Origin of the sequence: Pseudomonas tolaasii NCPPB 2192 (assembly GCF_002813445.1) — a bacterium.
GTDB classification, from domain to species: domain Bacteria; phylum Pseudomonadota; class Gammaproteobacteria; order Pseudomonadales; family Pseudomonadaceae; genus Aquipseudomonas; species Aquipseudomonas tolaasii.
Window position 1 is genome coordinate 6321506 of sequence record NZ_PHHD01000001.1, and the last position, 24376, is coordinate 6345881.

General features: G+C 62.8%; 23 protein-coding genes. 10 read left to right on the forward strand and 13 right to left on the reverse strand.

The window, feature by feature from the left end; translation table 11 throughout:
• Positions 1–2 precede the first annotated feature (2 nt).
• Positions 3–3065: an efflux RND transporter permease subunit gene (locus ATI14_RS28760; protein WP_080519879.1), complete on the reverse strand. Its 3063-nt coding sequence runs from the start codon at positions 3063–3065 to the stop codon at positions 3–5.
• Positions 3066–3078: 13 nt separating this feature from the next.
• Positions 3079–4209, reverse strand: a complete 1131-nt coding sequence (locus tag ATI14_RS28765; protein WP_020372594.1) for an efflux RND transporter periplasmic adaptor subunit — start codon at positions 4207–4209, stop codon at positions 3079–3081.
• Positions 4210–4449: 240 nt separating this feature from the next.
• On the opposite strand from ATI14_RS28765, the gene ATI14_RS28770 reads away from it, so the two are divergent.
• Positions 4450–5055 carry a TetR/AcrR family transcriptional regulator gene (locus ATI14_RS28770; RefSeq protein WP_016972142.1) on the forward strand — a complete coding sequence of 202 codons (606 nt, stop codon included), beginning with the start codon at positions 4450–4452 and terminating at the stop codon, positions 5053–5055.
• 115 nt (positions 5056–5170) lie between these two features.
• On the opposite strand, the gene ATI14_RS28775 is transcribed toward ATI14_RS28770, so the two are convergent.
• Positions 5171–5611 (reverse strand): GlcG/HbpS family heme-binding protein, encoded by a 441-nt coding sequence (locus ATI14_RS28775; RefSeq protein WP_016972141.1) that lies wholly within the window; start codon positions 5609–5611, stop codon positions 5171–5173.
• 256 nt (positions 5612–5867) lie between these two features.
• On the opposite strand from ATI14_RS28775, the gene gcl reads away from it, so the two are divergent.
• From gcl to ATI14_RS28815, 8 genes are all read left to right on the forward strand, one after another.
• A complete protein-coding gene (gcl, locus tag ATI14_RS28780) occupies positions 5868–7643 on the forward strand; it encodes a glyoxylate carboligase (RefSeq protein WP_016972140.1) in 1776 nt (591 codons plus the stop codon).
• A gap of 10 nt (positions 7644–7653) precedes the next feature.
• Positions 7654–8436 (forward strand): hydroxypyruvate isomerase, encoded by a 783-nt coding sequence (gene hyi / locus ATI14_RS28785; protein ID WP_016972139.1) that lies wholly within the window; start codon positions 7654–7656, stop codon positions 8434–8436.
• A gap of 144 nt (positions 8437–8580) precedes the next feature.
• Positions 8581–9471 carry a 2-hydroxy-3-oxopropionate reductase gene (locus ATI14_RS28790; protein WP_016972138.1) on the forward strand — a complete coding sequence of 297 codons (891 nt, stop codon included), beginning with the start codon at positions 8581–8583 and terminating at the stop codon, positions 9469–9471.
• 160 nt (positions 9472–9631) lie between these two features.
• On the forward strand, positions 9632–10912 hold the full coding sequence (locus ATI14_RS28795) for a glycerate kinase type-2 family protein (protein WP_016972137.1): 1281 nt from the start codon (positions 9632–9634) through the stop codon (positions 10910–10912).
• Positions 10902–12317: a pyruvate kinase gene (gene pyk / locus ATI14_RS28800; RefSeq protein ID WP_016972136.1), complete on the forward strand. Its 1416-nt coding sequence runs from the start codon at positions 10902–10904 to the stop codon at positions 12315–12317. Before ATI14_RS28795 ends, pyk begins: the two co-directional genes overlap by 11 nt.
• Before the next feature lie 119 nt (positions 12318–12436).
• Positions 12437–13309 carry an urea transporter gene (locus ATI14_RS28805; RefSeq protein WP_016972135.1) on the forward strand — a complete coding sequence of 291 codons (873 nt, stop codon included), beginning with the start codon at positions 12437–12439 and terminating at the stop codon, positions 13307–13309.
• Between the two features lie 31 nt (positions 13310–13340).
• Positions 13341–14165 (forward strand): ion transporter, encoded by an 825-nt coding sequence (locus ATI14_RS28810; RefSeq protein ID WP_016972134.1) that lies wholly within the window; start codon positions 13341–13343, stop codon positions 14163–14165.
• Positions 14166–14270: 105 nt separating this feature from the next.
• Positions 14271–15275, forward strand: coding sequence for a sulfate ABC transporter substrate-binding protein (locus ATI14_RS28815; protein ID WP_016972133.1), 1005 nt, complete (start codon positions 14271–14273; stop codon positions 15273–15275).
• A 132-nt stretch (positions 15276–15407) separates the two neighbouring features.
• On the opposite strand, the gene ATI14_RS28820 is transcribed toward ATI14_RS28815, so the two are convergent.
• The gene (locus ATI14_RS28820) at positions 15408–16022 is read right to left on the reverse strand and encodes a DUF5666 domain-containing protein (protein ID WP_016972132.1); all 615 of its coding nucleotides are present in this window, start codon (positions 16020–16022) and stop codon (positions 15408–15410) included.
• Positions 16023–16200: 178 nt separating this feature from the next.
• Between ATI14_RS28820 and ATI14_RS28825 the strand changes: the two genes are divergently transcribed.
• Positions 16201–17397 carry an MFS transporter gene (locus ATI14_RS28825; protein ID WP_016972131.1) on the forward strand — a complete coding sequence of 399 codons (1197 nt, stop codon included), beginning with the start codon at positions 16201–16203 and terminating at the stop codon, positions 17395–17397.
• Positions 17398–17472: 75 nt separating this feature from the next.
• On the opposite strand, the gene phnP is transcribed toward ATI14_RS28825, so the two are convergent.
• The 9 genes from phnP to phnG are packed head-to-tail and all read right to left on the reverse strand — an operon-like array spanning position 17473 to position 24371.
• Positions 17473–18222: a phosphonate metabolism protein PhnP gene (gene phnP, locus ATI14_RS28830; RefSeq protein ID WP_016972130.1), complete on the reverse strand. Its 750-nt coding sequence runs from the start codon at positions 18220–18222 to the stop codon at positions 17473–17475.
• Positions 18213–18785: a phosphonate metabolism protein/1,5-bisphosphokinase (PRPP-forming) PhnN gene (phnN, locus tag ATI14_RS28835; protein WP_016972129.1), complete on the reverse strand. Its 573-nt coding sequence runs from the start codon at positions 18783–18785 to the stop codon at positions 18213–18215. Before phnN ends, phnP begins: the two co-directional genes overlap by 10 nt.
• Entirely contained in the window at positions 18785–19930 is a 1146-nt protein-coding gene (locus ATI14_RS28840; protein ID WP_016972128.1) for an alpha-D-ribose 1-methylphosphonate 5-triphosphate diphosphatase, read from the reverse strand. The genes phnN and ATI14_RS28840 overlap by 1 nt, the downstream gene beginning before the upstream one ends.
• Entirely contained in the window at positions 19920–20642 is a 723-nt protein-coding gene (gene phnL, locus ATI14_RS28845) for a phosphonate C-P lyase system protein PhnL (RefSeq protein ID WP_080519880.1), read from the reverse strand. The genes ATI14_RS28840 and phnL overlap by 11 nt, the downstream gene beginning before the upstream one ends.
• Entirely contained in the window at positions 20639–21448 is an 810-nt protein-coding gene (gene phnK / locus ATI14_RS28850) for a phosphonate C-P lyase system protein PhnK (RefSeq protein WP_165448264.1), read from the reverse strand. Before phnK ends, phnL begins: the two co-directional genes overlap by 4 nt.
• Complete coding sequence (locus ATI14_RS28855; RefSeq protein WP_016972126.1) at positions 21409–22275, reverse strand: alpha-D-ribose 1-methylphosphonate 5-phosphate C-P-lyase PhnJ; 867 nt, start codon at positions 22273–22275, stop codon at positions 21409–21411. Before ATI14_RS28855 ends, phnK begins: the two co-directional genes overlap by 40 nt.
• A complete protein-coding gene (locus tag ATI14_RS28860) occupies positions 22268–23344 on the reverse strand; it encodes a carbon-phosphorus lyase complex subunit (protein WP_016972125.1) in 1077 nt (358 codons plus the stop codon). Before ATI14_RS28860 ends, ATI14_RS28855 begins: the two co-directional genes overlap by 8 nt.
• Positions 23344–23934: a phosphonate C-P lyase system protein PhnH gene (gene phnH, locus ATI14_RS28865; RefSeq protein WP_016972124.1), complete on the reverse strand. Its 591-nt coding sequence runs from the start codon at positions 23932–23934 to the stop codon at positions 23344–23346. Before phnH ends, ATI14_RS28860 begins: the two co-directional genes overlap by 1 nt.
• Positions 23934–24371 carry a phosphonate C-P lyase system protein PhnG gene (gene phnG / locus ATI14_RS28870; RefSeq protein ID WP_016972123.1) on the reverse strand — a complete coding sequence of 146 codons (438 nt, stop codon included), beginning with the start codon at positions 24369–24371 and terminating at the stop codon, positions 23934–23936. Before phnG ends, phnH begins: the two co-directional genes overlap by 1 nt.
• Between the last annotated feature and the right edge of the window lie 5 nt (positions 24372–24376).

Below are 24376 nucleotides of genomic sequence, written 5' to 3' on the forward strand. Positions count from 1 at the left end.
CATCAATCCACGGCAACCGGACGACGGCTGAAACGCTCGCCCAGGCCGTGCATGGCGAGGAAAATCACCGGCGTTGAAAACAACGTGAGCAACTGGCTCAGCAACAGGCCGCCGATGATCGCGATGCCCAAGGGGTGGCGCAGCTCCGAGCCGATGCCCGTGCCCAGCGCCAAGGGCACTGCGCCGAACAGCGAGGCCATGCTCGTCATCAGGATGGGCCGGAAACGCAGTTCCGCCGCCTGGCGAATCGCCTGAACCGGGCTCAAACCGCCCTCACGCAACAGCTCCAGCGCGAAGTCGACCATCATGATGCCGTTTTTCATCACGATGCCGATCAGCAGCACGATGCCGATCAAGCCGATGATGTCGAACTGCGTGCCCGTGACCAGCAGCGCCAGCAGGGCGCCGAGGGCCGCCGACAACAGCGTCGAAAGGATCGTCACCGGGTGCACGAAGCTCTCGTACAGAATCCCCAGCATCAAATACACCACCACAATCGCCGCCAGCACCAGAAACACTTGGTTGGACAGCGACGCCTGGAAGGTCGCCGCCGCGCCTTCGAGGTTGGCCTTCACCGACAGCGGCAGCCCGACCTTCGCCTCAATGGCCTGCAAGCGCGTCACCGCCGCGCCCAGCGTCTGGCCGGGCGCGAGGTTGAACGACACGTCCGCATAGGGAAACTGCCCCAAACGGTTGATAGTCACCGGCGAGCGCACCACTTCCAGGGTCGCCATGCTCGACAGCGGCGCCACGCCGCCGCTTGGAATATCCACGTACAAACCGGTGAGCAAATCCGGCAGGTTGCGCGGCGGGTGGTCGGTGGCGATCACCACGTGGTACTGGTTGAGCTGGGTGTAAATGGTCGAGACCTGGCGCTGGCCGAAGGCGTCGTAGAGCACGTCGTCAATGGCCTGCGGCGTGATGCCCAGGCGCGAGGCGGTGGCGCGGTCGAAGGTCAGCTTGATCTGGTTGCCGAACTGCATGGCCTGGCTTTGCACATCGGTGAACATCGGGTCTTGCTTGATGGCAGCGAGCAGTTGGGTGGTCCAGTGTTCCAGCTCATCCGGGTCGGTGGCCTGCAGGCCGAGGCGGTAGCTGGTGGTGGACACCGTGGCGTCCAGCGTCAGGTCCTGCACCGAGTGCAGGTACAGGCGGATGCCGGCGTCATCGGCATTCGCGTCGGCCAGGCGACGGATCACTTCGGTGCTGCTGTCACGTTCGCCACGGGGCTTGAGGTTGATCAGCAGATTGCCCTGGTTGATGGTCGGGTTGGTCTGGTCGATGCCCACGAACGAGGACAGGCTCTGCACCGCCGGGTCCTTGAGAATGCGCGCCGCCAGGCGTTGCTGCTCGGCCTGCATCTGTTGGAACGACACGGTCGGCGCGGCCTGGGAAATGCCCTGGATCAGGCCGGTGTCCTGATCGGGGAAAAAACCCTTGGGCATGATCACCAGCGTGAACAAGGTCAGCGCGGCGGTGAGCACCACCGAAATCAATGTGAGTGTGCGATGGGCCAGCACCCAATCGAGCCCGCGTACGTAATGGCGGTTGATACGGTCGAAGAAATCCGCGCGACGTTCCTCGTGCCTGGACTTGAGCATGCGCGCGCACATCATCGGCGTGAGCGTCAGGGAAATCACCGCAGAAATCACGATGGTCACTGCCACGGTCATGGCGAACTCACGGAACAGCCGCCCCACCACATCGCCCATGAACAACAGCGGGATCATCACCGCAATCAGCGCGATGGACAGCGAAATAATCGTGAAGCCAATCTGCTCCGCGCCCTTGAGCGCGGCTTGCAATGGGGTGTCTCCTGCTTCCAGGTAGCGGGTGATGTTTTCGATCATGACGATGGCGTCATCCACCACAAAGCCGATGGCAATGGTCAGCGCCATCAGCGTCAGGTTGTTCAGGGAAAACCCCAGCGCATAAGCAACGGCCAGCGTGCCGATCAGCGTCAGCGGAATGGTCACCGCCGGAATAATGGTGGCCGGCACGCTGCGCAGGAACGCGAAGATCACGATCACCACCAGCAGAATCGCCAGCCCCAGTTCGTACTGCACATCGGTGACCGACGCGCGAATGGTTTGGGTGCGGTCGGTCAGCACCGCCACCTTCAGGGTGCCCGGCAAACTGGCGCGCAATTTGGGCAGCAGTTGCTGCACGCGGTCGACCACTTCAATCACGTTGGCACCGGGTTGGCGCTGGATATTCAACACAATCGACGGCGTGTCGTTTGTCCACGCCGCTTGCCTGGGGTTTTCCGGGCCCTGGGTGGACGTGGCGATTTGCGACAGGCGAATCGGCGCGCCGTTTTTATAGGCAATCACCAGGTCGCGGTATTCCTCGGCCGACTGCAACTGGTCGTTGGCGCCGATGGAATAGGCCTGGAACTTGCCGTCGATATTGCCTTTGGCCTGGTTGACGTTGGCCGTGCCCAAGGACGTGCGCAGGTCATCCAGTGACAAGCCCAGGTTATTCAGCGCCGATGTGTTGGCCTCGACCCGCACCGCCGGGCGCTGGCCGCCGCTGATGGTGACCAGACCAACGCCGGTGATCTGCGAAATTTTCTGCGCCAGGCGTGTGTCGGCCAGGTCTTCCACCTTGGTCAGCGGCAGCACGTCGGACGTCAGCGACAGGGTCAGCACCGGTGCATCCGCCGGGTTGACCTTGCTGTACACCGGCGGGTACGGCAGGTTCGCCGGCAGGAACGTACCTGCCGCGTTGATCGCCGCCTGCACTTCCTGCTCGGCCACGTCGAGGGACAGCGACAGGTCAAATTGCAGGGTTACCACCGAGGCACCGTCGGAGCTGGTGGAGTTCATCGACTTGAGCCCCGGCATCTCGCCGAGCTGGCGCTCCAGCGGTGCAGTGATCGAGGAACTGACCACATCCGGGCTGGCGCCGGGGTATTGGGTGAACACCTGAATGGTCGGGTAATCCACCTCGGGCAGCGCCGACACCGACAGCAAGTGGTAACCCAGCAAACCGAGCAACAGCACCGCCACCATCATCAACGTGGTGGCAACGGGGCGTTCGATAAAGGGCCGCGAAATATTCATGCTCGGCAGCTCCTCACTGGGCGACGACTTTTACCGAGGAGCCATCATCCAGTTTGTCGGCGCCCTCGGTGATCACCTGCTCACCGGCCTTGAGCCCATTGTCGAGCACCGCCGAAACATCCCCGGTGGAAGGCCCTGTCGTGATAGTGCGCAGGCTGGCCTTGCTGCCGTTGACCACAAACACGAAGTCGCCCTTGCTGCCGTGCTGGATCGCACGGGTCGGCACCACGGCAACCTGGCTCAAGGTGTCGGCTTTGAGCCGCGCGTTGACGAACTGGTTAGGAAACAGCGCGTTGCCCGAATCATCGAACTGCGCCTTGACCTTGATGGTGCCGGTGCTGGTGTCCACCTGGTTATCCAGCGCCAGCAGGTTGCCGGTGGCCAGCAGGGACTTTTTATTGCGGTCGTAAGCCAGCACCGTGACGTTGCCACGGGCCAGCGCGTGGTTGATCGCGCCAAGATCATCCTCGGGCACGGCAAACACAACCGTGGCCGGGTTCATCTGGGTAATGACCACGATGCCGGTGGTGCTGGCCGTGGTGACGTAGTTGCCGGGGTCGACCAGGCGCAAACCGACCACGCCATCGACCGGTGAGGTGATGGTGCAATAGCTCAGTTGCACTTCCAGGTTTTGCACATTGCCCTGATCGGCGGCGACGGTGCCTTGTTGTTGCTGAACCAGCGAGGCCTGGGTGTCGAGGGTTTGCTGGCTGGTGGAGCCGGCCTTGACCAGGTCGCGGTAGCGCGCCAGATCACGCTGGGCGTTGCTCAGCACCGCCTGATCGTGAGCGAGTGTGCCTTTGGCGACCGCCAGTTGCGCTTTGAGCGCGCGGTCGTCAATACGGGCAATGACCTGGCCCTTGCTGACGTGCTGGCCTTCCTTGAACTCAACACTGCTGAGAATGCCATCGACCTGGCTCACCACCGTGACGCTTCGGGTGGGAGTAACGGTACCGAGGGCGTCGATGTACACCGGTACATCCTGCAAGGCCACCGGCACCACGGCGACCGGCTCGCCGGGAGAAGCAGGCCGGCCCTTGTGGGCATTACCGGAAAAAAAGTGCATGCCCAAAACCATCACCAACGCCACCAGCAGCAACACGCCAATGACCCAGGCAAACGTACGTCGTCTGCTTTTCTCCACGGTTTCTCACTCGAACGCCGAATACAGGACAAAACGACCGACGTGATCGCCGTGTCGCTGACCTGAACTCTAGCAGCGCGCTCGGCGTAAGCCTGTACTACCGTGAATGCGTTCAGCATCAAGACAGACAAACTCTCTGTAACGCCCGTGATACAAGGGCTGCGCCTGTATTCTTGAGCGCTGCGTCAAGCCGGTGCTACCATGCCCGACCGCCTGTCATGGCAAGGAAGTTCCTGGTTTATGAGCACCATTCGCGAGCGCAACAAACAAATGATCCTGCGGGCGGCCAGCGAGGAGTTTGCCGACAAGGGCTTCGCCGCGACCAAAACCAGCGACATCGCCGCCAAGGCCGGGCTGCCCAAGCCCAATGTCTATTACTACTTTCGGTCCAAGGACAACCTCTACCGCGAAGTGCTCGAAAGCATCATCGAGCCGATCCTGGCCGCTTCCACGCCGTTCAACCCCGACGGCGAGCCCAAGGAAGTCTTGAGCAACTACATCCGCTCGAAAATCCGTATCTCCCGCGACCTGCCGTTTGCGTCCAAAGTGTTCGCCAGCGAAATCATGCACGGCGCGCCGCACCTCAGCGCCGAGCAGGTTGAACAACTGAATGCCCAGGCCAAGCACAATATCGACTGCATCCAAAGCTGGGTGGACCGCGGGTTGATCGCAGCCATTGACCCCAATCATTTGATGTTCAGCATCTGGGCCGCCACGCAGACGTACGCGGATTTTGACTGGCAGATTTCGGCGGTGACCGGAAAGGCCAAGCTGGATGAGGCGGATTATGAAGCGGCGGCGCAGACGATAATTCGGTTGGTGTTGAAAGGGTGTGAGCCGGACTGAAAGACCGGGGTGAGGCTATCGCAGGCAAGCCAGCTCCCACACAAATTGTATGAATAGCGCACACCCCCTGTGGGAGCGGGCTTGCCCGCGATAAGGCCCTTCCAGTCATCTCACATCAAGCCGACACCCCCGCATCCGCCAACAACCCCACCCCCTCAATCGCCGTAATTGCACACTGCTCGTCAATATCCGAGGTATCCCCGCTGATCCCGATCGCCCCCAGCACCACGCCCTCCTGACTCCGGATCAACACCCCACCCGGCGCCGGCACTACGCTGCCCTGTCCCAGGCTGTTCAGCGCCGCGATAAACGCCGGCCGCTGTTGTGCGTCCAGTGCCAGCAAGCGCGAGCCCTTGCCCATGGCAATCGCGCCCCAGGCTTTGCCAATGGCGATTTGCGGGCGCAGCAGGCTGGCGCCGTCTTCCCGTTGCAGGGTGACCAGGTGGCCGCCGCTGTCGAGCACGGCGATGGTCAGCGGCGCTGCCGAAATCGTACGCCCTGCGGTGAGGGCCTGGCTGGCCAGTTGGGTGGCAAGTTTCAAGGTTAAAGCGCTCATGGTGCCGTCCTTCTTTTGTTATTGGGAAAGCGGTGGAGGTCTGAACAATCAGATGCTCGATCAAACAAATAGAACACAATGACATTTGTTTTTGTATACAATAATTTCAAACAAAGTCTCCACACGTCGAAAAAAGTGCTTCCGACGAACGTAATCGCTGGTTTATAAAATCCATTGACCTGCGCCGCTCGCCGTGAATACACTTTGGACAAACACCACTTGTATACAATTACAAAACGCAAGAGGCACCAAAACCATGAGCAAAATGAGAGCAATCGAAGCCGCCGTCCTGGTGATGCGCCGTGAAGGTGTCGATACCGCCTTCGGTATCCCGGGCGCCGCAATCAACCCGCTGTACTCAGCCTTGCAGAAAGTGGGTGGCATCGATCACGTCCTTGCTCGCCACGTTGAAGGTGCCTCGCACATGGCCGAGGGCTACACCCGCACCAAGGCCGGCAATATCGGCGTGTGCATCGGCACCTCGGGCCCGGCGGGCACCGACATGGTCACCGGCTTGTACAGCGCCTCGGCCGACTCGATCCCGATCCTGTGCATCACCGGCCAGGCGCCACGTGCCCGTATGCACAAGGAAGACTTCCAGGCCGTGGACATCACCAGCATCGTCAAGCCGGTGACCAAGTGGGCGACCACCGTCCTGGAGCCGGGCCAGGTGCCTTATGCGTTCCAGAAAGCCTTCTATGAAATGCGCTCCGGCCGCCCAGGCCCGGTGCTGATCGACCTGCCGTTCGACGTGCAAATGGCTGAAATCGAGTTCGACATCGACGCCTACCAACCGCTGCCCCTGGCCAAGCCTCTGGCGACCCGTGTGCAGGTGGAAAAAGCCCTGGCGCTGCTGGATCAGGCCGAACGCCCGCTGCTGGTCAGCGGTGGCGGCGTGATCAACGCCGATGCCAGCGAGCTGCTGGTCGAGTTTGCTGAATTGACCGGCATTCCGGTCATCCCGACCCTGATGGGCTGGGGCACCATCCCCGACGATCACCCGCAAATGGTCGGCATGGTCGGCCTGCAAACCTCGCACCGTTACGGCAACGCGACGCTGCTCAAGTCCGACGTGGTGCTGGGCATCGGCAACCGCTGGGCCAACCGCCACACCGGCTCGGTGGACGTGTACACCGAAGGCCGCAAGTTCATTCACGTCGACATCGAGCCGACGCAAATCGGCCGCGTGTTCACTCCGGACCTGGGCATCGTTTCCGACGCCGGCTCCGCCCTGACCATGTTCATTGAAGTGGCCCGCGAGTGGAAAGCCGCCGGCAAGCTCAAGGACCGCAGCGCCTGGCTCAATGACTGCCAGCAGCGCAAAGCCACCCTGCACCGCAAGACCCACTTCGACAACGTGCCGGTCAAGCCGCAACGCGTGTACGAAGAGATGAACCAGGTGTTCGGCAAAGACACCTGCTACGTCAGCACCATCGGCCTGTCGCAGATTGCCGGCGCGCAATTCCTGCACGTGTACAAGCCACGTCACTGGATCAACTGCGGCCAGGCCGGCCCGTTGGGCTGGACCATTCCGGCAGCGCTGGGCGTGGTCAAGGCGGATCCGAGCCGTAAAGTCGTGGCACTGTCCGGCGACTATGACTTCCAGTTCATGATCGAAGAACTGGCAGTGGGCGCGCAATTCAAGCTGCCGTACATCCACGTGGTGGTGAACAACTCCTACCTGGGCTTGATCCGCCAGGCCCAACGCGGTTTTGAGATGGACTACTGCGTGCAGCTGTCCTTCGACAACCTCAACGCCCCGGAACTCAACGGCTATGGCGTGGACCACGTGGCCGTCGCCGAAGGCCTGGGTTGCAAGGCCCTGCGTGTGTTCGAACCGGGGCAGATTGCTCCTGCGTTGCGCAAGGCCGAGGAAATGATCGAAGAATTCAAGGTTCCGGTGATCGTTGAGATTATTCTGGAGCGCGTGACCAACATTTCCATGGGCACCGAGATCAACGCCGTCAACGAATTCGAAGATCTGGCACTGGTCGGCAACGATGCGCCGACTGCCATTTCCCTGCTCGATTAAGGAGAACCCTATGCCGCGCTTTGCTGCCAACCTGTCCATGCTGTTTACCGAGCAGGACTTTCTCGCCCGTTTCAAAGCGGCCGCCGATGCGGGCTTTCAGGGTGTGGAATATTTGTTTCCGTACGAGTTCAGCTCTGCCGATATCAAGGCGCAACTGGACGCCAACGGCCTGACCCAAGTGCTGTTCAACCTGCCGGCCGGCGACTGGGCCAAGGGCGAGCGCGGCCTGGCCTGCCACCCGGACCGGGTCGAGGAATTCCGCGCCGGGGTCAAGCTGGCCATCGCTTACGCCCAAGTGCTGGGCAATACCCAGATCAACTGCCTGGCCGGGATTCGTCCCGCGGGCGTAGATGACCAAACCGTGGAAAAAACCTTCGTCGCCAACCTCAAGTACGCCGCCGAAAAGCTGCAGGCAGCGGGCATCAAGCTGGTGATGGAGATGATCAACACCCGCGACATCCCGGGTTTCTACCTGAACAACACGGCTCAAGCCCTGTCGATTCGCGAGCAGGTGGGCAGCGACAACCTGTTCCTGCAGTACGACATCTACCACATGCAAATCATGGAAGGTGACCTGGCGCGGACCATGGCCGCGCACTTGGGTGAAATCAACCACATCCAGCTGGCGGACAACCCTGGGCGCAACGAGCCGGGCACGGGCGAGATCAACTATCGCTTCCTGTTCGAGCACCTGGACCGCATTGGTTACACGGGGTGGGTCGGCTGTGAATACAAGCCGTTGACCACCACTGAAGCGGGCTTGGGTTGGCTCAAAACCCACAACGCGATCTAACACTGACTGATCGTTCCCACGCACTGCGTGGGAATGCAGCCCGGGACGCTCTGCGTCCCAAAGCGTGACGCGGAGCGTCACAAGAGGCATTCCCACGCAGAGCGTGGGAACGATCTTTACGCCTAATAATAAGAGGAATTCATCATGGCTAAAATCGGCTTTATCGGCACCGGCATCATGGGCGAACCCATGGCCGCCAACCTGCAAAAGGCAGGTCACCAGTTGTTCCTTTCCGAACACCACGGCAAGGCCCCGCAAGCCCTGATCGACGCCGGCGCGGTGGCGTTGGCCAACCCGCAACAGGTCGCGCAGGAAGCCGAGTTCATCATCGTGATGGTGCCGGATACCCCGCAAGTCGATGACGTGTTGTTCCGCAAAGACGGCGTGGCTGCCGGCCTGTCGCCAAACAAAGTGGTGATCGACATGAGCTCGATCTCGCCCACCGCCACCAAAGCCTTCGCCGCGAAGATCAACGAGACCGGCGCGCAGTACCTCGATGCGCCGGTGTCCGGTGGTGAAGTCGGCGCCAAGGCCGGCACCCTGAGCATCATGGTCGGCGGCGAGCCGCAGACCTTCGAACGCGCCCTGCCGCTGTTCCAGAGCATGGGCAAGAACATCACCCTGGTGGGCAGCAATGGCGACGGTCAAACCGCCAAGGTCGCCAACCAGATCATCGTCGCGCTGAACATCCAGGCGGTGGCCGAAGCACTGCTGTTCGCCTCGAAAAACGGCGCCGACCCGGCCAAGGTGCGTGAGGCGTTGATGGGCGGTTTCGCGTCGTCGAAAATCCTCGAAGTGCACGGCGAGCGCATGATCAAGGGCACCTTTGATCCGGGCTTCCGCATTAACCTGCACCAAAAGGACTTGAACCTGGCGCTGGCCGGCGCCAAGGAGCTGGGGATCAACCTGCCCAACACTGCCGGCACCCAGCAAGTGTTCAGCACCTGCACCGCGCTGGGCGGCGGCAACTGGGACCACTCGGCGCTGATCAAGGGCCTGGAGCATATGGCGAATTTTTCGATTCGCGATAAGTAACCCGCTCCCCCGCTGATCGTTCCCACGCTCCGCGTGGGAACGCAGCCCGGGACGCTCCGCGTCCCAAAGCGTGACGCAGAGCGTCACAAGAGGCATTCCCACGCAGAGCGTGGGAACGATCGTCTCAACACTCATAACAAGAATCCCCGGGAGCCCGCTTATGTCGGTCGATCCGCAACACCTGCTTCGCGAGCTGTTTGCCACAGCCATCGACGCCGCCCACCCCCGGCAAGTCCTTGAACCTTATCTGCCCGCCGACCGCAGCGGCCGCGTGATCGTGATCGGCGCCGGCAAGGCTGCCGCCGCCATGGCGCTGGTTGTGGAAAACTGCTGGCAGGGTGAGGTCACCGGCCTGGTGGTCACCCGCTACGGCCATGGCGCGCCCTGCAAAAAAATCGAAGTGGTCGAAGCCGCACACCCCGTGCCCGACGCCGCCGGCCTCGCCGTGGCCCAGCGCGTGCTGGATCTGATCAGCAACCTCGGCGAAGACGACCGCGTGATTTTCCTGCTCTCCGGCGGCGGCTCTGCATTGCTCGCGCTGCCCGCCGAAGGCATCACCCTGGCCGACAAACAGGCCATCAACAAAGCCCTGCTTAAATCCGGCGCGACCATTGGCGAGATGAACTGCGTGCGCAAGCATCTCTCGGCCATCAAGGGCGGCCGACTGGCCAAAGCCGCGTGGCCGGCAACCGTTTACACCTACGCGATTTCCGACGTGCCGGGCGACCAGGCCACGGTGATTGCCTCCGGCCCTACGGTCGGCGACCCGAGCACCTCGCAACAAGCCCTGGCGATCCTCAAGCGCTACAACATCGACGCCCCCGCCTCGGTACGCAGCTGGTTGCAGAACCCGGCCTCGGAAACCGTCAAACCCGGCGACCCGGTACTTGCCCGCAGCCATTTCCAGCTGATCGCGCGTCCGCAGCAATCCCTCGAAGCGGTGGCTGTCAAAGTCCGTCAGGCCGGTTTCAGCCCGCTGATTCTCGGTGACCTCGAAGGCGAAGCGCGGGACGTCGCCAAAGTGCACGCCGGTATCGCCCGGCAGATCGTGCAGCACGGTCAGCCACTGGCGGCGCCGTGCGTGATTCTGTCGGGCGGCGAAACCACCGTCACCGTGCGCGGCAATGGCCGTGGCGGGCGTAACGCCGAGTTCCTGCTGAGCCTCACCGACAGCCTCAAGGGCCTGCCCGGTGTGTACGCCCTGGCCGGTGACACCGATGGCATCGACGGCTCCGAAGACAACGCCGGCGCGATCATGACGCCGTGCAGCTATTCCCGCGCCGAAGCCTTGGGCCTGTCGGCCAGCGATGAGCTGGACAACAACAATGGCTACGGCTATTTCGCTGCCCTCGACGGGCTGATCGTCACCGAGCCGACACGCACCAACGTCAACGACTTCCGCGCCATTCTGATCCTGGGGAACCCTGCACATGACGCCTGACAAGAAGGTCAAAATCCTCGCCACCCTGGGCCCGGCCACCGACGGCATCGATGACATCCGCGAGCTGGTGGAAGCCGGGGTAAATATCTTTCGCCTCAACTTCAGCCATGGCGACCACGCCGATCACGCCCAGCGTTACCAGTGGATTCGCCAGGTGGAACGCCAGCTGAATTACCCGCTGGGCATCCTCATGGACCTGCAAGGGCCAAAGCTGCGCATCGGCAAGTTTGCCGAGGGCAAGGTGCAACTGGTGCGTGGTCAGGCGCTGCGCCTGGACCTGGACCCGACGCCGGGCGACCACTGCCGGGTCAACCTGCCCCACCCGGAAATCATCGCGGCGCTGGAACCCGGCATGGACCTGCTGCTGGACGACGGCAAGCTGCGCCTGCGCGTGATCACCAAGCATGCCGACGCCATCGACACCACCGTGCTCAATGGCGGCGAATTGTCTGACCGCAAAGGCGTAAACGTCCCGCAAGCCTTGCTGGAACTCAGCCCATTGACTGCCAAGGACCGGCGCGACCTGAGCTTTGGCCTGGAGTTGGGCGTGGACTGGGTGGCGCTGTCATTCGTGCAACGCCCGGAAGACATCCGCGAAGCCCGCGAGCTGATCGGCGACAAGGCCTTTTTGATGGCCAAGATCGAAAAGCCTTCGGCCGTGCAACGCCTGCAGGAAATCGCCGAGCTGAGCGACGCAATCATGGTGGCCAGAGGCGACCTGGGTGTGGAAGTGCCCGCCGAAAGCGTGCCGCAGATTCAGAAAGACATCATCAGCACCTGCCGCCAGTTGGGCAAACCGGTGGTGGTGGCCACACAGATGCTCGAATCCATGCGCTTCTCGCCGGCGCCCACTCGCGCAGAAGTCACGGATGTGGCCAACGCGGTCGCCGAAGGCGCGGACGCGGTAATGCTCTCCGCCGAAACCGCTTCGGGCGAGTACCCGCTGGAAGCCGTGCAGATGATGAGCAAGATCATCCGCCAAGTGGAAAACGGCCCGGATTACCAGACTCAGCTGGATGTGAGCCGACCTAAAGCCGATGCCACGGTGTCGGACGCCATCAGCTGCGCGATTCGCCGCATCAGCAGCATTTTGCCGGTGGCGGTGCTGGTGAACTACAGCGAGTCCGGCAGCTCCAGCCTGCGCGCGGCGCGGGAACGGCCGGTGGCGCCGATCCTCAACCTCACGCCTAACCTGTCCACCGCCAGGCGCTTGAGCGTGGCGTGGGGTGTGCATTCGGTGGTCAATGACCGGCTGCGGCAAGTGGATGAGGTGTGCTCCACGGCGCTGGAGATTGCCCAGGCCCAGGGCATGGCGCAGCGCGGGGATACGTTGGTGATTACGGCGGGGGTGCCGTTTGGGCAGCCGGGGTCCACCAACTCGCTGCGCATCGAGACGTTGATTTAGCGCCTGTTCGGGCCTCATCGCGGGCAAGCCCGCTCCCACATTTGACTGTGTTCACAATTCAAAGTGTGGGAGCTGGCTTGCCTGCGATAAGGGCAACGCGGTGTCACTGACTAACCACCATGCAAAATCAAACCTGCCCCGACTGGGCCGAAGCCCTGCTCAACGGCTTCAGCCAGATATTCCTCCAACGCCAGCCGCTGTGTGGCCTGCTGTGCCTGCTGGCCATCCTGATCGGCGCCCCGGCCCTGCTCGGCGGCGCGCTGCTCGGTGGCGTCGCCGGTTTGCTTACCGCCCAGCGCCGGGGTTATCCCAAGGCCGAGCGCCAGGCCGGGCTTTATAGCTATAACGGTGTACTGCTGGGTTTGTTGATAAGCCAGCACTTCGCCTGGTCGGCGCTATTGCCGCCGCTGATCCTGGCGTGCGGCGGCTTGAGTGCGATCCTCACGCGCCAATGGCTGAAACACGCCAGTCAGCCCGACGATTTACCTGCCTACACCGCGCCTTTTGTCGGCCTCGGCTGGTTGCTGATGGGCACGGTACCCGAGAGCACCTTTGCCCTGACTGAACCCGATACGCTGTCCGTGCTCGTTGCACCTTTTACCGGCCTTGCGCAGATCATGCTGCTGGACCAGCCGGTGGCGGGCGCTTTGATTGCGCTGGGCCTGTCGATCGCCAACCGTCGCGCCGCCTTATGGGCGTTGACCGGCGCCAGCGCGGGCGTGCTGATTGCGCTGCTGCTGGACGAACCCGACAGCGCCCTGCTCGGCCTGCACAGCTACAACCCGGCACTCGCCGCATTGGCGTTGAGCCAGTCACGCCGCCAACCCTGGCTGCCGCTGCTCGGCCTCTTGTTGGCGATCATGCTCACCCCCGGTTTTGCTGCCCTGCACCTACCTGCGCTGACCGCGCCGTTCATCCTCGCCTGCTGGCTGGTACGCGCCAGCGGGCGGATGTTCAAAGCCCGCGTGGACAGCCCGTTCGAATCCCCCTAGGCTTGCCCGATATTCGATTCAGGCGGGCTTTATGGACAGCAATAACGACTGGCGTCAGCGGCTCTATGTCATGGTTTTTCAGAGTGACACCGTCGCCGGGCGGCGCTTTGACGGCATCCTGCTGCTGATCATCCTCGCCAGCCTTGTGATCGTGATGTTCGACAGCATCGACCAGATTCACCAGAACTATGCCGATGTACTGGCCTATATCGAGTGGGGCTTCACGCTCATCTTTCTGATCGAATACGGGTTGCGGCTGTATTGCTCGCCCAAACCGTTGCGCTACGCCTTCAGCTTTTATGGGTTGGTGGACTTGCTCGCCATCGTGCCGGGCATTCTTGCGCTGTATTACAGCGACGCGCAGTACCTGCTGATTATTCGCATCATCCGCATGCTGCGGATTTTCCGCGTGCTCAAGCTCAGCCCCTACCTCAAGCAAGCCAATTACCTGATGGCCGCGTTGCGCGGCAGCAAACAGAAGATCGTGGTGTTTCTGGTCAGCGTGTGCACGCTGGTCACGGTGTTCGGCACCTTGATGTACGTGATCGAAGGCCCGGAACACGGTTTTACCAGCATTCCCAAGGGCATCTATTGGGCCATCGTGACCCTGACCACCGTGGGCTTCGGCGATATCGTGCCGAAGACGCCGCTGGGCCAGGTGATTTCGTCGCTGGTGATGATCACCGGTTACTCGATCATCGCCGTGCCCACCGGGATTTTCACCGCCGAACTGGCGACGGCCATGCGCGGTGAACAGCTGCACCACGACTGCCCGGTGTGCAAAAAAGACAGCCATGAGCCCAACGCGGCGTTTTGCTCGCGTTGCGGCAGCAACCTTTTTCGTAAACTGGAATAAGTACAGAGCGTTTTAATCTTTAAACGTCTATGCACCGCCCGTTATAGTCGATGGCAAATTGCCCCCACTCAACCGACCACCTTCTCGAACAACAAGGAATGAGCAGTGAAAAAACTCGTTAGCGCCTCTCTCCTGGCCGCCGGCCTTGCCCTGGCGGGCGCCGTTCAGGCTGCCCCCGTCACACTTCTCAACGTCTCCTACGACGTGATGCGCGACTTCTACAAGGACTACAACGCGGCCTTCCAGAAGCACTGGGAAGCCGAACACCCGAACGACAAGCTGACCCTGCAGATGTCTTTCGGCGGCTCCAGCAAACAAGCACGCTCGGTGATCGACGGCCTGCCGGCTGACGTGATCACCATGAACATGGCCACCGACATCAACGCCCTGGCGGACAACGGCAAACTGGTGCCGGACAACTGGGTCACCCGTCTGCCGAACAACAGCGCGCCGTTCACCTCGGCCACGGTGTTTATCGTGCGCAAAGGTAACCCCAAGGCCCTGAAAGACTGGCCCGACCTGCTCAAGGACGGCGTGCAAGTGATCGTGCCCAACCCGAAAACCTCGGGTAACGGCCGCTACACCTACCTGTCGGCCTGGGGTTATGTGTTGAAGAACGGTGGCGACGAAGACAAGGCGAAGAAATTCGTCGGCGAGCTGTTCAAACACGCTCCCGTGCTGGACACCGGCGGCCGTGCCGCCACCACCACGTTCATGACCAACCAGATCGGCGACGTGCTGGTGACCTTTGAAAACGAAGCCGAAATGATCGCCCGTGAATTCGGCCGCGATCAGTTTGAAGTGATCTACCCAAGCGTCTCGGCTGAAGCTGAGCCGCCGGTGTCGGTGGTGGACAAGGTGGTCGAGAAGAAAGGCACCCGCGTGGCGGCCGAAGACTACCTGAAGTACCTGTGGTCGCCGGAAGGCCAGGAAATTGCTGCCAATAACTACCTGCGCCCGCGTGACCCGGCGGTGCTGGCCAAGTACACCGACCGTTTCCCGAAAGTCGACTTCCTGTCGGTGGAGAAGACCTTTGGTGACTGGCGTACCGTGCAGAAAACCCACTTCAATGATGGCGGCGTGTTTGACCAGATCTACAACGGTCAATAACTGAAGCTGTGGGAGCTGGCTTGCCTGCGATAGCGGTGTATCAGAAGCAAATCCGCCAACTGATGTACCGCTATCGCAGGCAAGCCAGCTCCCACACAAGCCAGCTCCCACATCTGGCTTTGCGTTCAGCCGTTACATCGGCGGTGTCACGCCATCCTTGCCCGCCGAGATGGCCTGAGCCGTCACCGTCCCATCCGCGTCCTGCGCCGCAAACAACACCACCTTCGTCCCGACCTTGAGCAAGCTGCGGTCGCCCGGCTCCAGATTGACGATCGGCACGTCATCCGGCACGACGATTTTCTGTTCGCCGCCCTTGTATTTGACGGTCAAGGTGCGCCCGTTGCTGACCACCAGGTCGCCGACGGTGCCGTTGGTCATGCTGCTGCCTTCTTTCAAGTCAAACGCGCGGTGCCCGTCGCCCGTGCCGGCCATGGCCGGGGGGAATACGTGAACTTCCAGCGCAGTCAGCGTGCCGTCGGCATTGGGCATGGCGGCGGAGCCGATGTAGCTGCCCGGTTTGATTTCATCGATTTTGGCCAGGGTGACGGCACGTACCTGGGTGTCTTTGGTCAGGTGCACGGTGACGTCTTCGCCACTGTTGACCTTGACGTGAATCGCGTCGCCGTCGACCGCCGTGATGGCGCCACGCACGCCCACACGCGGGGCTTCGGCGGCGTTGGCCAGGCCAATCGCCATGGCGGCGGCGAGGGTTGAGGCCAGGAGCATCTTGTTCAGCGTGATTTTCATGAAGGTGGATTTCCTGTTTCGGCAGTTGTGACTGAATGTATCATTGCCGTTCGACCCGAAAGTTAACGTTTCAGTCATTAATTTGCGGCATGAGTGATATCACTGTCAGCGCTCTACCCCGGCCACCGCGTTGTCTTTACTCTGCCACGCCCTCTTCCTTCGCTTTAACGAGAACGCCATGAACGCTACCCCTGCTGCTGCGAGCACCATGACCCGAGGCATGGTGATGTTGTTTGCGTTCTGTTGCGGCGCCATTGTGGCCAACATCTACTACGCCCAGCCGATCATCGACCTGATCGCGCCGGACATCGGCCTCACACCCGCGCTGGCCAGCCTGATCGTGTCGCTGACCCAGATCGGTTATGCCCTGGGCCTGTTTTTCCTGGTGCCGTTGGGCGACCTGCTGGAAAACCGCAAGCTGATGATCACCACCACCGTGGTCGCCATTGCGAGCTTGCTGGGTGCGGCGTTCACCCAGCAACCGAACCTGTTTCTGCTGGTGTCGCTGTTGATCGGTTTCAGTTCCGTATCTGTACAAATTCTGATCCCGCTGGCCGCTCACCTCGCACCCGCCGAGTCCCGTGGCCGAGTGGTGGGCAGCATCATGGGCGGTTTGCTGCTGGGTATTCTGCTGGCACGGCCGGTGTCGAGCGTGGTGGCCGACCACTTCGGCTGGCGCGCCATGTTCATGGCGGCCGCCGCGCTGATGGCGTTTATCAGCGTGGTGTTGCTGGTCACCATCCCCAAGCGCCAGCCGAATCACAGCGCCAGCTACGGTCAATTGCTGCGCTCTCTCGGGACCTTGCTGCGCAAGCAACCGGTACTGCGTCAGCGCGCGTTTTACCAGGGTTGCATGTTCGCCACCTTCAGCCTGTTCTGGACCGCCGCGCCGCTGGAGCTTGCGCGTAACCACGGCCTGAGCCAAAGCCAGATCGCATTGTTTGCGCTGGTAGGTGCCCTGGGTGCCATTGCCGCGCCCATCGCCGGCCGCCTCGCCGATGCAGGCCACACCCACCGCGCTTCGCTGCTGGCAATGCTGTTTGGCGCGTTGAGTTTCCTGCCGGCCCTGGTGCACCCGCTGTACAGCGTGATCGGCCTGGCGGTGACCGGCGTGATCCTGGACTTCTGCGTGCAGATGAACATGGTCCTCGGCCAACGCGCCATCTACGCCCTCGACGCCAACAGCCGTAGCCGCCTGAACGCGCTGTACATGACCAGCATCTTCATCGGTGGCGCCTTCGGCTCGGCAATTGCCAGCAGCGTGTACGAACACGGCGGCTGGCTGGGCGTGATGCTGGTGGGCAGCGCGTTCCCACTGGTGGCCTTGTTGCGCTTCCTGAGCGCTTCGCGCCAGGCCGCACCGGCGGTGGCCTAAACCTTTACTTGTGGGAGCCAGCTCCCACACAAGGCAGATACAGGGCTAGCCAGCTCCCACATGGGTTTGCGGGGTTTAGATGATTCGGCCGTCCCAGCCGACGGTCACATGCCTGGGCAGCTCGCGCCGATGCTGCAACAACCACGCATCCAGCGTATGCCCAATATGAGTCAGCACACCAAGTTCAGCCCCCACGTCCTCAATACTCTGCAACGCCAATGTCAGGTCATTGTGGTTGCGCGGCGCCTGCGGCTGCGGCGGCATGGAGCAGTCGAGCACCAGCACATCCACCGGTTCGCGCTTTAGCCAGGCAAGAGTTTCGGGCGGCAGGCCGACGGTGTCGGTGAGGTAGGCGATGCGCCGCCCTTCCCCTTCGAACCGGTAACCCAGGGTCAGTTTGGAATGCTGCAACGGCAACGCAGTGACGCTCAGTTCGCCGAACTGTCGCGTCTCGAATGCAGCAAACGGCTGGCTGAAATCCAGGATGCCGGGGTGTTTGTAGAGGTCGGACAAACCCTCCGGGTCCGCCGGGCCGTGCACCGGAATCACCAGCCCCTGGCCCCAGCGCAGGTGCAGCAGCCCCTGGGCGTGATCGGCGTGGTAATGGGTCTGGAAAATCCCGTTGAAGCTGCGCGGCGGGAAGCGTTCGGTGAGGTCAAGCAGGCCGCTGTCGATCAGCCAGCGTTGGTCACCGCATTCGATCAACGCGCTGCACGGGCGGCGGCGCAGGCCTTCGTCATGGCGGGCCAGCGTGCACGCCGGGCAGTCACAGCCGTACACCGGGACTTGCCGCGCGTCACCGGTGCCAAGCAGGGTCAGGCGCATGCCGAGTGCCCGTGGTCCAGGCAGCACAGCAGGCGCTCGACGGTGTGTTCCAGTGGGCCGGAGTTGTCCAGCACGAACAAGCCCGAACCATTGCCCGAGATCAGCTCGGCGGTGAACCGCGCATTGCGCGCCAGGCGCTCGTCGATATCCTCCAGCGACTCACGCCCGCGGGCAATCAGGCGCTGGCGCAGCACGGCCTGATCCACCGTCAGCAGCAACACCAGCGAGGTCGGATATCGCTCGCGGGTCTTCGCCAGGTGCGCGCGGGAGCCGTTGACCAGCACGTCCTCTCCCGCCGCCAGCCAGTCGTCGATCTCGCGCGGGATGCCGTAGGAGAGCCCATTGGCGTGCCAGCTGAGGGCAAACGCGCCCTCCGCTTGCAATACCGCGAACTGTTCCGGGCTCACCCCTTGCGCCGCCTCGCCCACGGCTTCCGCCGAGCGGGTGATGACGCGGCGCACAATCCGGCAACCGCGCTCGGCCAAGCGTGGGCGCGCAGCCTCCAGCAGGCTGTCCTTGCCCGAACCGGAGGGCCCGATGAGATAGATCAACCTGCCTGCCATCAAAACACCCTCTTCGCCTGTCGCCAGACTTGTTGCACCACAGGAAGCCCTTCGCGGCTGCGCGCCTGTACCAGGTCCGCACGCAGGCCAACGGCAATTTCACCGCGATCATGCAGGCCCGCCGCTTGCGCCGGCGCCAGGCTGATCATCTTGACCGCCCGCGACAGATCGCCGCCGTCCTGCTGGTCAGCCAGCACAAAGGCGGCCTGCAACAGGCTGGCCGGGTAATAGTCGCTGGAAAGTATATCCAGCAATCCGTCGGCGGCCAGGCCGGCGGCGGCCACATTACCCGAGTGCGACCCGCCACGCACCACGTTCGGCGCGCCCATCAGCACTTTCATGCCCAGCGCCTGGCAGCCCCGCGCCGCTTCCATTGTGGTGGGAAATTCGGCGATGGTCATGCCGTAGCGTGCCGACTCTTCCACGTGCGCCAGCGTCGCGTCGTCATGGCTGGCCACCGACAACCCGCGCCCCAGGCAATGCTCGACGATGGCCGCGCGGTAACGGTCGCTGTACTCCCGGGAATTGGCCATTTGCAGCACGATAAACGCGTCCATGGTCTCGTCGTTCAAGTGGTACTTGCCCATGTAGTACTCACGGTACTTGGACTCGAGCACAAACTGGCGCTGACCCGGCGAGTGGTCCATCACCGAGACCAGGCGCACCAACGGGTTTTCCACCAGGTCGCGGAACACGCTGAGGGTGTCGGGGTGGCACAGCTCGCAACGCAGGTGCAGGTGGTGCTCGGCGCGGGTCAGGCCGGCGTCTTCTGCCGAAGCGATGGCATCGAGCATCGCCGGCAGTTTCTTCATGCGGTTGCCCTTGGGGTTCACGTCGCCGATGGACACGGCGTCGAACACCGTGGTGATGCCCGCCGCGATGATCTGCGAATCGTGGCTGAGCACCGCCGAAATCGACGGCCAGTCCACGCCGGGGCGCGGGGTCATGTGTTTTTCCAGGTTGTCGGTGTGCAGCTCCACCAGCCCCGGCAACAGGAAATCACCCTCCAGGTTCTGCGCCTGGGGCAACTGGCTGCGGCCTTCGGCGAGGTCGACGATCTTGCCGCCACGCAGCACCACCGAGCCCAGAAACATGCGATCAGCCGTGACGATCCGGGCATTACTGAGGATGTGTTCAGCGGGCATGGGCGTATTCCTCTGTGGCAACAGGCGATGGGGTCATGTCGAAATGGCGGTCGGCGACCGCTTCACGGGCGGCGCGGTCGTGGAAGATGCCAATCAGCGCAGCACCGGCTGTCTTGGCTTCGTTCATCAGTTCCAGCACCACCTGGCGGTTGTTGTCGTCAAGCGACGCGGTGGGTTCATCCAGCAACATCACCGGCCACTCGACCATGAAGCCGCGAGCGATGTTGACGCGCTGCTGCTCGCCCCCGGAAAAGGTGCCGGGCGCCAATTGCCACAGGCGTTGCGGAATGTTCAGCCGGGTCAGCAGGTGTTCGGCGCGCGACTGCGCATTGGCCTTCGACCAGCCACGGGCCAGCGCCGGCTCCATCACTACGTCCAGGCAGGCCACACGCGGGATGACCCGCAGGAATTGGCTGACGTAACCCAGCGTCTGTTGGCGAACCTGCAAAATATCACGCGGCTCGGCGCCGACCAGTTCCAGCCACGCGCCTGCGTGCTGCACACGGATGCTGCCGCCCGCCGGCAGGTAGTTGCCGTACAGCGTGCGCAGCAAGGTGCTTTTACCTGCGCCCGACTGGCCGTGCAGCACCATGCATTCGCCGCCCTGCACGCTGAATTCCACACCGCGCAGCACGTTGAGCACCACGCCGTTTTGCTGGTGCAGGGTGAAGGTTTTCGAGAGGTCACGGACCTCGATCAGAGCATTCGTCATGGCTGCAATACCGAAGACACCAGCAGTTGAGAGTAAGGGTGCTGTGGATCGTCGAGGATCTGGTCCGTCAGCCCGGTTTCCACCACGTGGGAGCGGCGCATCACCATCAGGCGGTCGGCCAGCAGGCGCGCCACGGCCAGGTCGTGGGTGACGATCACCACGGCAAGATCCAGCTCACGCACCAGCCCGCGCAGCAGGTCGAGCAGACGTGCCTGCACCGACACATCGAGCCCGCCGGTGGGCTCGTCCATAAACACCAGACGTGGGCTGGAGACCAGATTCCGCGCGATTTGCAGACGCTGCTGCATGCCGCCCGAGAAGGTGCGCGGCAAGTCATCGATGCGCTGCGGGTCAATTTCCACCTGGCCCAGCCAGTCCAGCCCGGCGCCACGCAATTGCTCATAGTTGCGCACGCCCTGGGCCATCAAACGCTCGCCGATATTCGCCCCGGCCGACACGCCCATGCGCAAACCGTCACGCGGGTTCTGCTCGACAAAACCCCACTCGGTGCGCAGCAAGGTGCGGCGTTCGGCTTCACTGGCGCTGTACAAATCCAGCCATTCGCCGTCCTTGCTGCGGTAGCCGATGCTGCCGGCCTGCGGCGGCAGGCGCCCGCTCAACAACGAGAGCAAGGTGGATTTGCCCGAGCCGGACTCGCCGACGATGCCCAGCACTTCGCCGGGGTAAAGATTGAAGCTGACGCCCTGGCAACCCTTCTCCGGGCCGTAGAGCAATGACAGGTCGCGTACTTGAAGCAATGGCTGGCTCACTGGTTGTTCTCCTTCACCCGTTGGGCGCAGTACCAGGTGTCGGAACACACGAAACTCTGGGTGCCGGCATCGTCGAGAATCAGCTCATCGAGGAACGATTCATGGCTGCCACAGATGGCGCAGCTGTGCTCCCACTTCTGCACTTCGAACGGGTGGTCTTCAAAGTCCAGGCTGTGGACCTGGGTGTAGGGCGGCACCGCATAGAGGCGTTTTTCACGGCCGGCGCCAAACAGCATCAACGCCGGGCTCATGTCGAGTTTGGGGTTGTCGAATTTGGGGATCGGCGACGGGTCCATCACGTAGCGCTCGTCGACCATCACCGGGTAGGCATACGCCGTGGCGATGTGGCCGAAGGTGGCGATGTCTTCGTAGAGTTTTACGTGCATTACCCCGTAATCATTGAGGGCGTGCATGGTGCGCGTCTCGGTTTCCGACGGTTCGATAAAGCGCAGCGGCTCCGGGATCGGCACCTGATAGACCATGATCTGGCCGGCCTGTAGCGGGGTTTCCGGCACGCGGTGGCGGGTCTGGATCACCGTGGCGTCCGGCGTGGCTTCGGTGGTGGCAACGCCTGCGGTGCGCGCAAAAAAGCGCCGGATCGACACAGCATTGGTGGTGTCATCCGCCCCCTGGTCGATGACCTTGAGTACGTCATCGTCCCCCAGGATTGCGGCGGTCAATTGCATGCCGCCGGTGCCCCAGCCATACGGCAACGGCATCTCGCGGCCGCCAAACGGGACCTGATAACCGGGGATCGCTACGGCCTTGAGCAAGGCGCGGCGGATCATGCGTTTGGTCTGTTCGTCGAGGTAGGCGAAGTTGTACGCAGGGTCGCGCACAGCCGGTTGGGTCAAGTCATTCATGGCGGGTGCCCTCGGCCGGTTGGCGCAGTTTGCGGATCAGCTCCAGTTCGGCCTGGAAGTCCACGTAGTGAGGCAATTTGAGGTGCGAGACAAAGCCCGCCGCCTCGACGTTGTCGCAGTGGGCCAACACGAACTCCTCGCGCTGGGCCGGCGACACCACTTCTTCGTTGTATTCCCCGGCGCGCAGCGAGCGGTCCACCAGCGCCATGCCCATGGCCTTGCGCTCGGCGTGCCCGAATGCCAGCCCGTAGCCACGGGTGAACTGCGCCAGCTCAGTGGCCGAGCCGACGAACTGGTTGACCATTTCGCACTCGGTCACTTCGATGCTGCCCAGGCAAATCGGGAAGCCCAGCTCTTCAGGGTCGATCCACACGTCCACGTCGCCGATGCGTATTTCACCGGCAAACGGGTGGTTGCGGCCGTAGCCGCGCTGGGTCGAATACCCCAGTGCCAGCAGGAAACCTTCATCGCCACGGGCCAGTGCCTGCAAGCGTTCGGCGCGGCTGGCGGGGTATTCCAGCGGGTCGCGGGTGATGTCGGCGATGCTCGCGTTGTTGTCGGTTTCGTTCTTGATCAGGCCTTCTTTGGCGAGCAAACCGAGCACCCGCGGGCAGGCTTCAATGCGTGCTTCAGGCGTGGTCTGCGGGCCGGGGTATTCACCTTCGGCGAGCAGGGAAAAATCCAGCAGGCGGTGGGTGTAGTCGAAGGTCGGGCCGAGCAGCTGGCCGCCGGGCACGTCCTTGAACGTGGCCGACAGGCGCCGGCTCAAGCACATCTGCGACGTATCAATCGGCAGGCTCGGGCTGAAACGCGGCAACGTGGTGCGGTAGGCGCGCAGCAGGAAGATCGCTTCCACCAGGTCCCCCGCCGCTTGCTTGATCGCCAGGGCAGCGAGTTCTTCATCGAACAACGAGCCTTCGGTCATCACCCGCGCCACGGCCAGGGGCAGTTGCTCACGGATTTGCGTCACGCTCAGTTCAGGAACGGCAGTATCGCCCCGGCGTTTTTTCGCCAGCAGGCGGTGGGCATTATCGATGGCCTGTTCGCCACCTTTGACGGCTACGTACATCAGGCATGCTCCTGTGCGACACGGCTGCTGCGCGGCAGGCCGATCAAGTGATTGCCGGCGGTGAACAACAGGTCCAGGCCACGCGGGAAGGCTTCGCGGCGCTGGCGCTCCAGCCAGAACGCTTGCGGTACCGGCAGGTGCACCTGGCGCTGGGTCTTGATGCCCGGGCCGCGCCACAGCAGGCCGCGGCCGGCTTCCAGGTCGGTAAGCTGCACGAGCAAGGTGCAAGACTGGTCGGGGTAACGGTCGTTGCCGTGGTCGAAGCCGCTGAGGTCGAGCAGGTCCTGTTCGCCGAGCAGCGCGAACGCGGCGTCTTCACGCCGGGTGGTCAGCGGGCAGCCGCAATGGAACGCCAGGTTGGCGCGGATCAGCGGCGTGTCGAAGCTCGGCGCCAGCCACAGCGGTGTGTCCATATCGAGCATGGCCAGGCACAAGGCGTAAGTGGCGGGCGCGAGGCCGTCCAGGCGTGGGGCGGACGGCAGGTGCTGGATCAAACCCGGCTCGGCCAGGGCCTTGAGCGCGGCGCGAAAACCGCGCTGGGCGTCCAGCACCGGGTCGACAAACGCCGGTTGCAACAGGTGCGCATTCATCAGTTTTCTCCTCGAACCAGGGTGAAAAACTCGACCTTGGTGGCGGCGGTGTCGGCTTCTTTTTGCGCGCGGCGGGCCGCCTGGGCGTGGGCCAGCGCGGTGATCAAATCGCTGAGCCAAATGCTCGGCTGGCTGCCTTGCAGGTGGGCGTCGGCCAGGGCGGCCAGCTCGGCGTGCAACTTGTCGCGCCCAGCCAGGTAGCTGTAGCCGGTGCGGCCGTCGGCCAGGCGCACCACGCAGCGGGTCACGCTCATTTCGCCGACGTTGAACGGCGCACCGTTGCCGCCCATGCGGCCACGCACCAGGGTCATGCCGATTTCCGGGGCGCGGATCAGTTGGTAGTCGGCGTCCTTCAAGGCCGCCTCAAAGGGTTGCAGTTCACTGAGCCGGGCGCGGGCAAGTACGCCGATCCAGTGTTGACGCGGGGACACGCTCATTGAGG

What these genes read in the sequence shown, in the direction of transcription:
- phnN (WP_016972129.1), bottom strand. Translation starts at nt 18,785, where the DNA reads ATGGCAGGCAGGTTGATCTATCTCATCGGGCCCTCCGGTTCGGGCAAG.
- ATI14_RS28770 (WP_016972142.1), top strand. Translation starts at nt 4,450, where the DNA reads ATGAGCACCATTCGCGAGCGCAACAAACAAATGATCCTGCGGGCGGCC.
- ATI14_RS28795 (WP_016972137.1), top strand. Translation starts at nt 9,632, where the DNA reads ATGTCGGTCGATCCGCAACACCTGCTTCGCGAGCTGTTTGCCACAGCC.
- phnG (WP_016972123.1), bottom strand. Translation starts at nt 24,371, where the DNA reads ATGAGCGTGTCCCCGCGTCAACACTGGATCGGCGTACTTGCCCGCGCC.
- ATI14_RS28820 (WP_016972132.1), bottom strand. Translation starts at nt 16,022, where the DNA reads ATGAAAATCACGCTGAACAAGATGCTCCTGGCCTCAACCCTCGCCGCC.
- ATI14_RS28840 (WP_016972128.1), bottom strand. Translation starts at nt 19,930, where the DNA reads ATGCCCGCTGAACACATCCTCAGTAATGCCCGGATCGTCACGGCTGAT.
- ATI14_RS28855 (WP_016972126.1), bottom strand. Translation starts at nt 22,275, where the DNA reads ATGAATGACTTGACCCAACCGGCTGTGCGCGACCCTGCGTACAACTTC.
- ATI14_RS28760 (WP_080519879.1), bottom strand. Translation starts at nt 3,065, where the DNA reads ATGAATATTTCGCGGCCCTTTATCGAACGCCCCGTTGCCACCACGTTG.
- ATI14_RS28790 (WP_016972138.1), top strand. Translation starts at nt 8,581, where the DNA reads ATGGCTAAAATCGGCTTTATCGGCACCGGCATCATGGGCGAACCCATG.
- phnL (WP_080519880.1), bottom strand. Translation starts at nt 20,642, where the DNA reads ATGACGAATGCTCTGATCGAGGTCCGTGACCTCTCGAAAACCTTCACC.
- phnP (WP_016972130.1), bottom strand. Translation starts at nt 18,222, where the DNA reads ATGCGCCTGACCCTGCTTGGCACCGGTGACGCGCGGCAAGTCCCGGTG.
- ATI14_RS28825 (WP_016972131.1), top strand. Translation starts at nt 16,201, where the DNA reads ATGAACGCTACCCCTGCTGCTGCGAGCACCATGACCCGAGGCATGGTG.
- pyk (WP_016972136.1), top strand. Translation starts at nt 10,902, where the DNA reads ATGACGCCTGACAAGAAGGTCAAAATCCTCGCCACCCTGGGCCCGGCC.
- ATI14_RS28775 (WP_016972141.1), bottom strand. Translation starts at nt 5,611, where the DNA reads ATGAGCGCTTTAACCTTGAAACTTGCCACCCAACTGGCCAGCCAGGCC.
- ATI14_RS28860 (WP_016972125.1), bottom strand. Translation starts at nt 23,344, where the DNA reads ATGTACGTAGCCGTCAAAGGTGGCGAACAGGCCATCGATAATGCCCAC.
- ATI14_RS28810 (WP_016972134.1), top strand. Translation starts at nt 13,341, where the DNA reads ATGGACAGCAATAACGACTGGCGTCAGCGGCTCTATGTCATGGTTTTT.
- hyi (WP_016972139.1), top strand. Translation starts at nt 7,654, where the DNA reads ATGCCGCGCTTTGCTGCCAACCTGTCCATGCTGTTTACCGAGCAGGAC.
- gcl (WP_016972140.1), top strand. Translation starts at nt 5,868, where the DNA reads ATGAGCAAAATGAGAGCAATCGAAGCCGCCGTCCTGGTGATGCGCCGT.
- phnH (WP_016972124.1), bottom strand. Translation starts at nt 23,934, where the DNA reads ATGAATGCGCACCTGTTGCAACCGGCGTTTGTCGACCCGGTGCTGGAC.
- ATI14_RS28805 (WP_016972135.1), top strand. Translation starts at nt 12,437, where the DNA reads ATGCAAAATCAAACCTGCCCCGACTGGGCCGAAGCCCTGCTCAACGGC.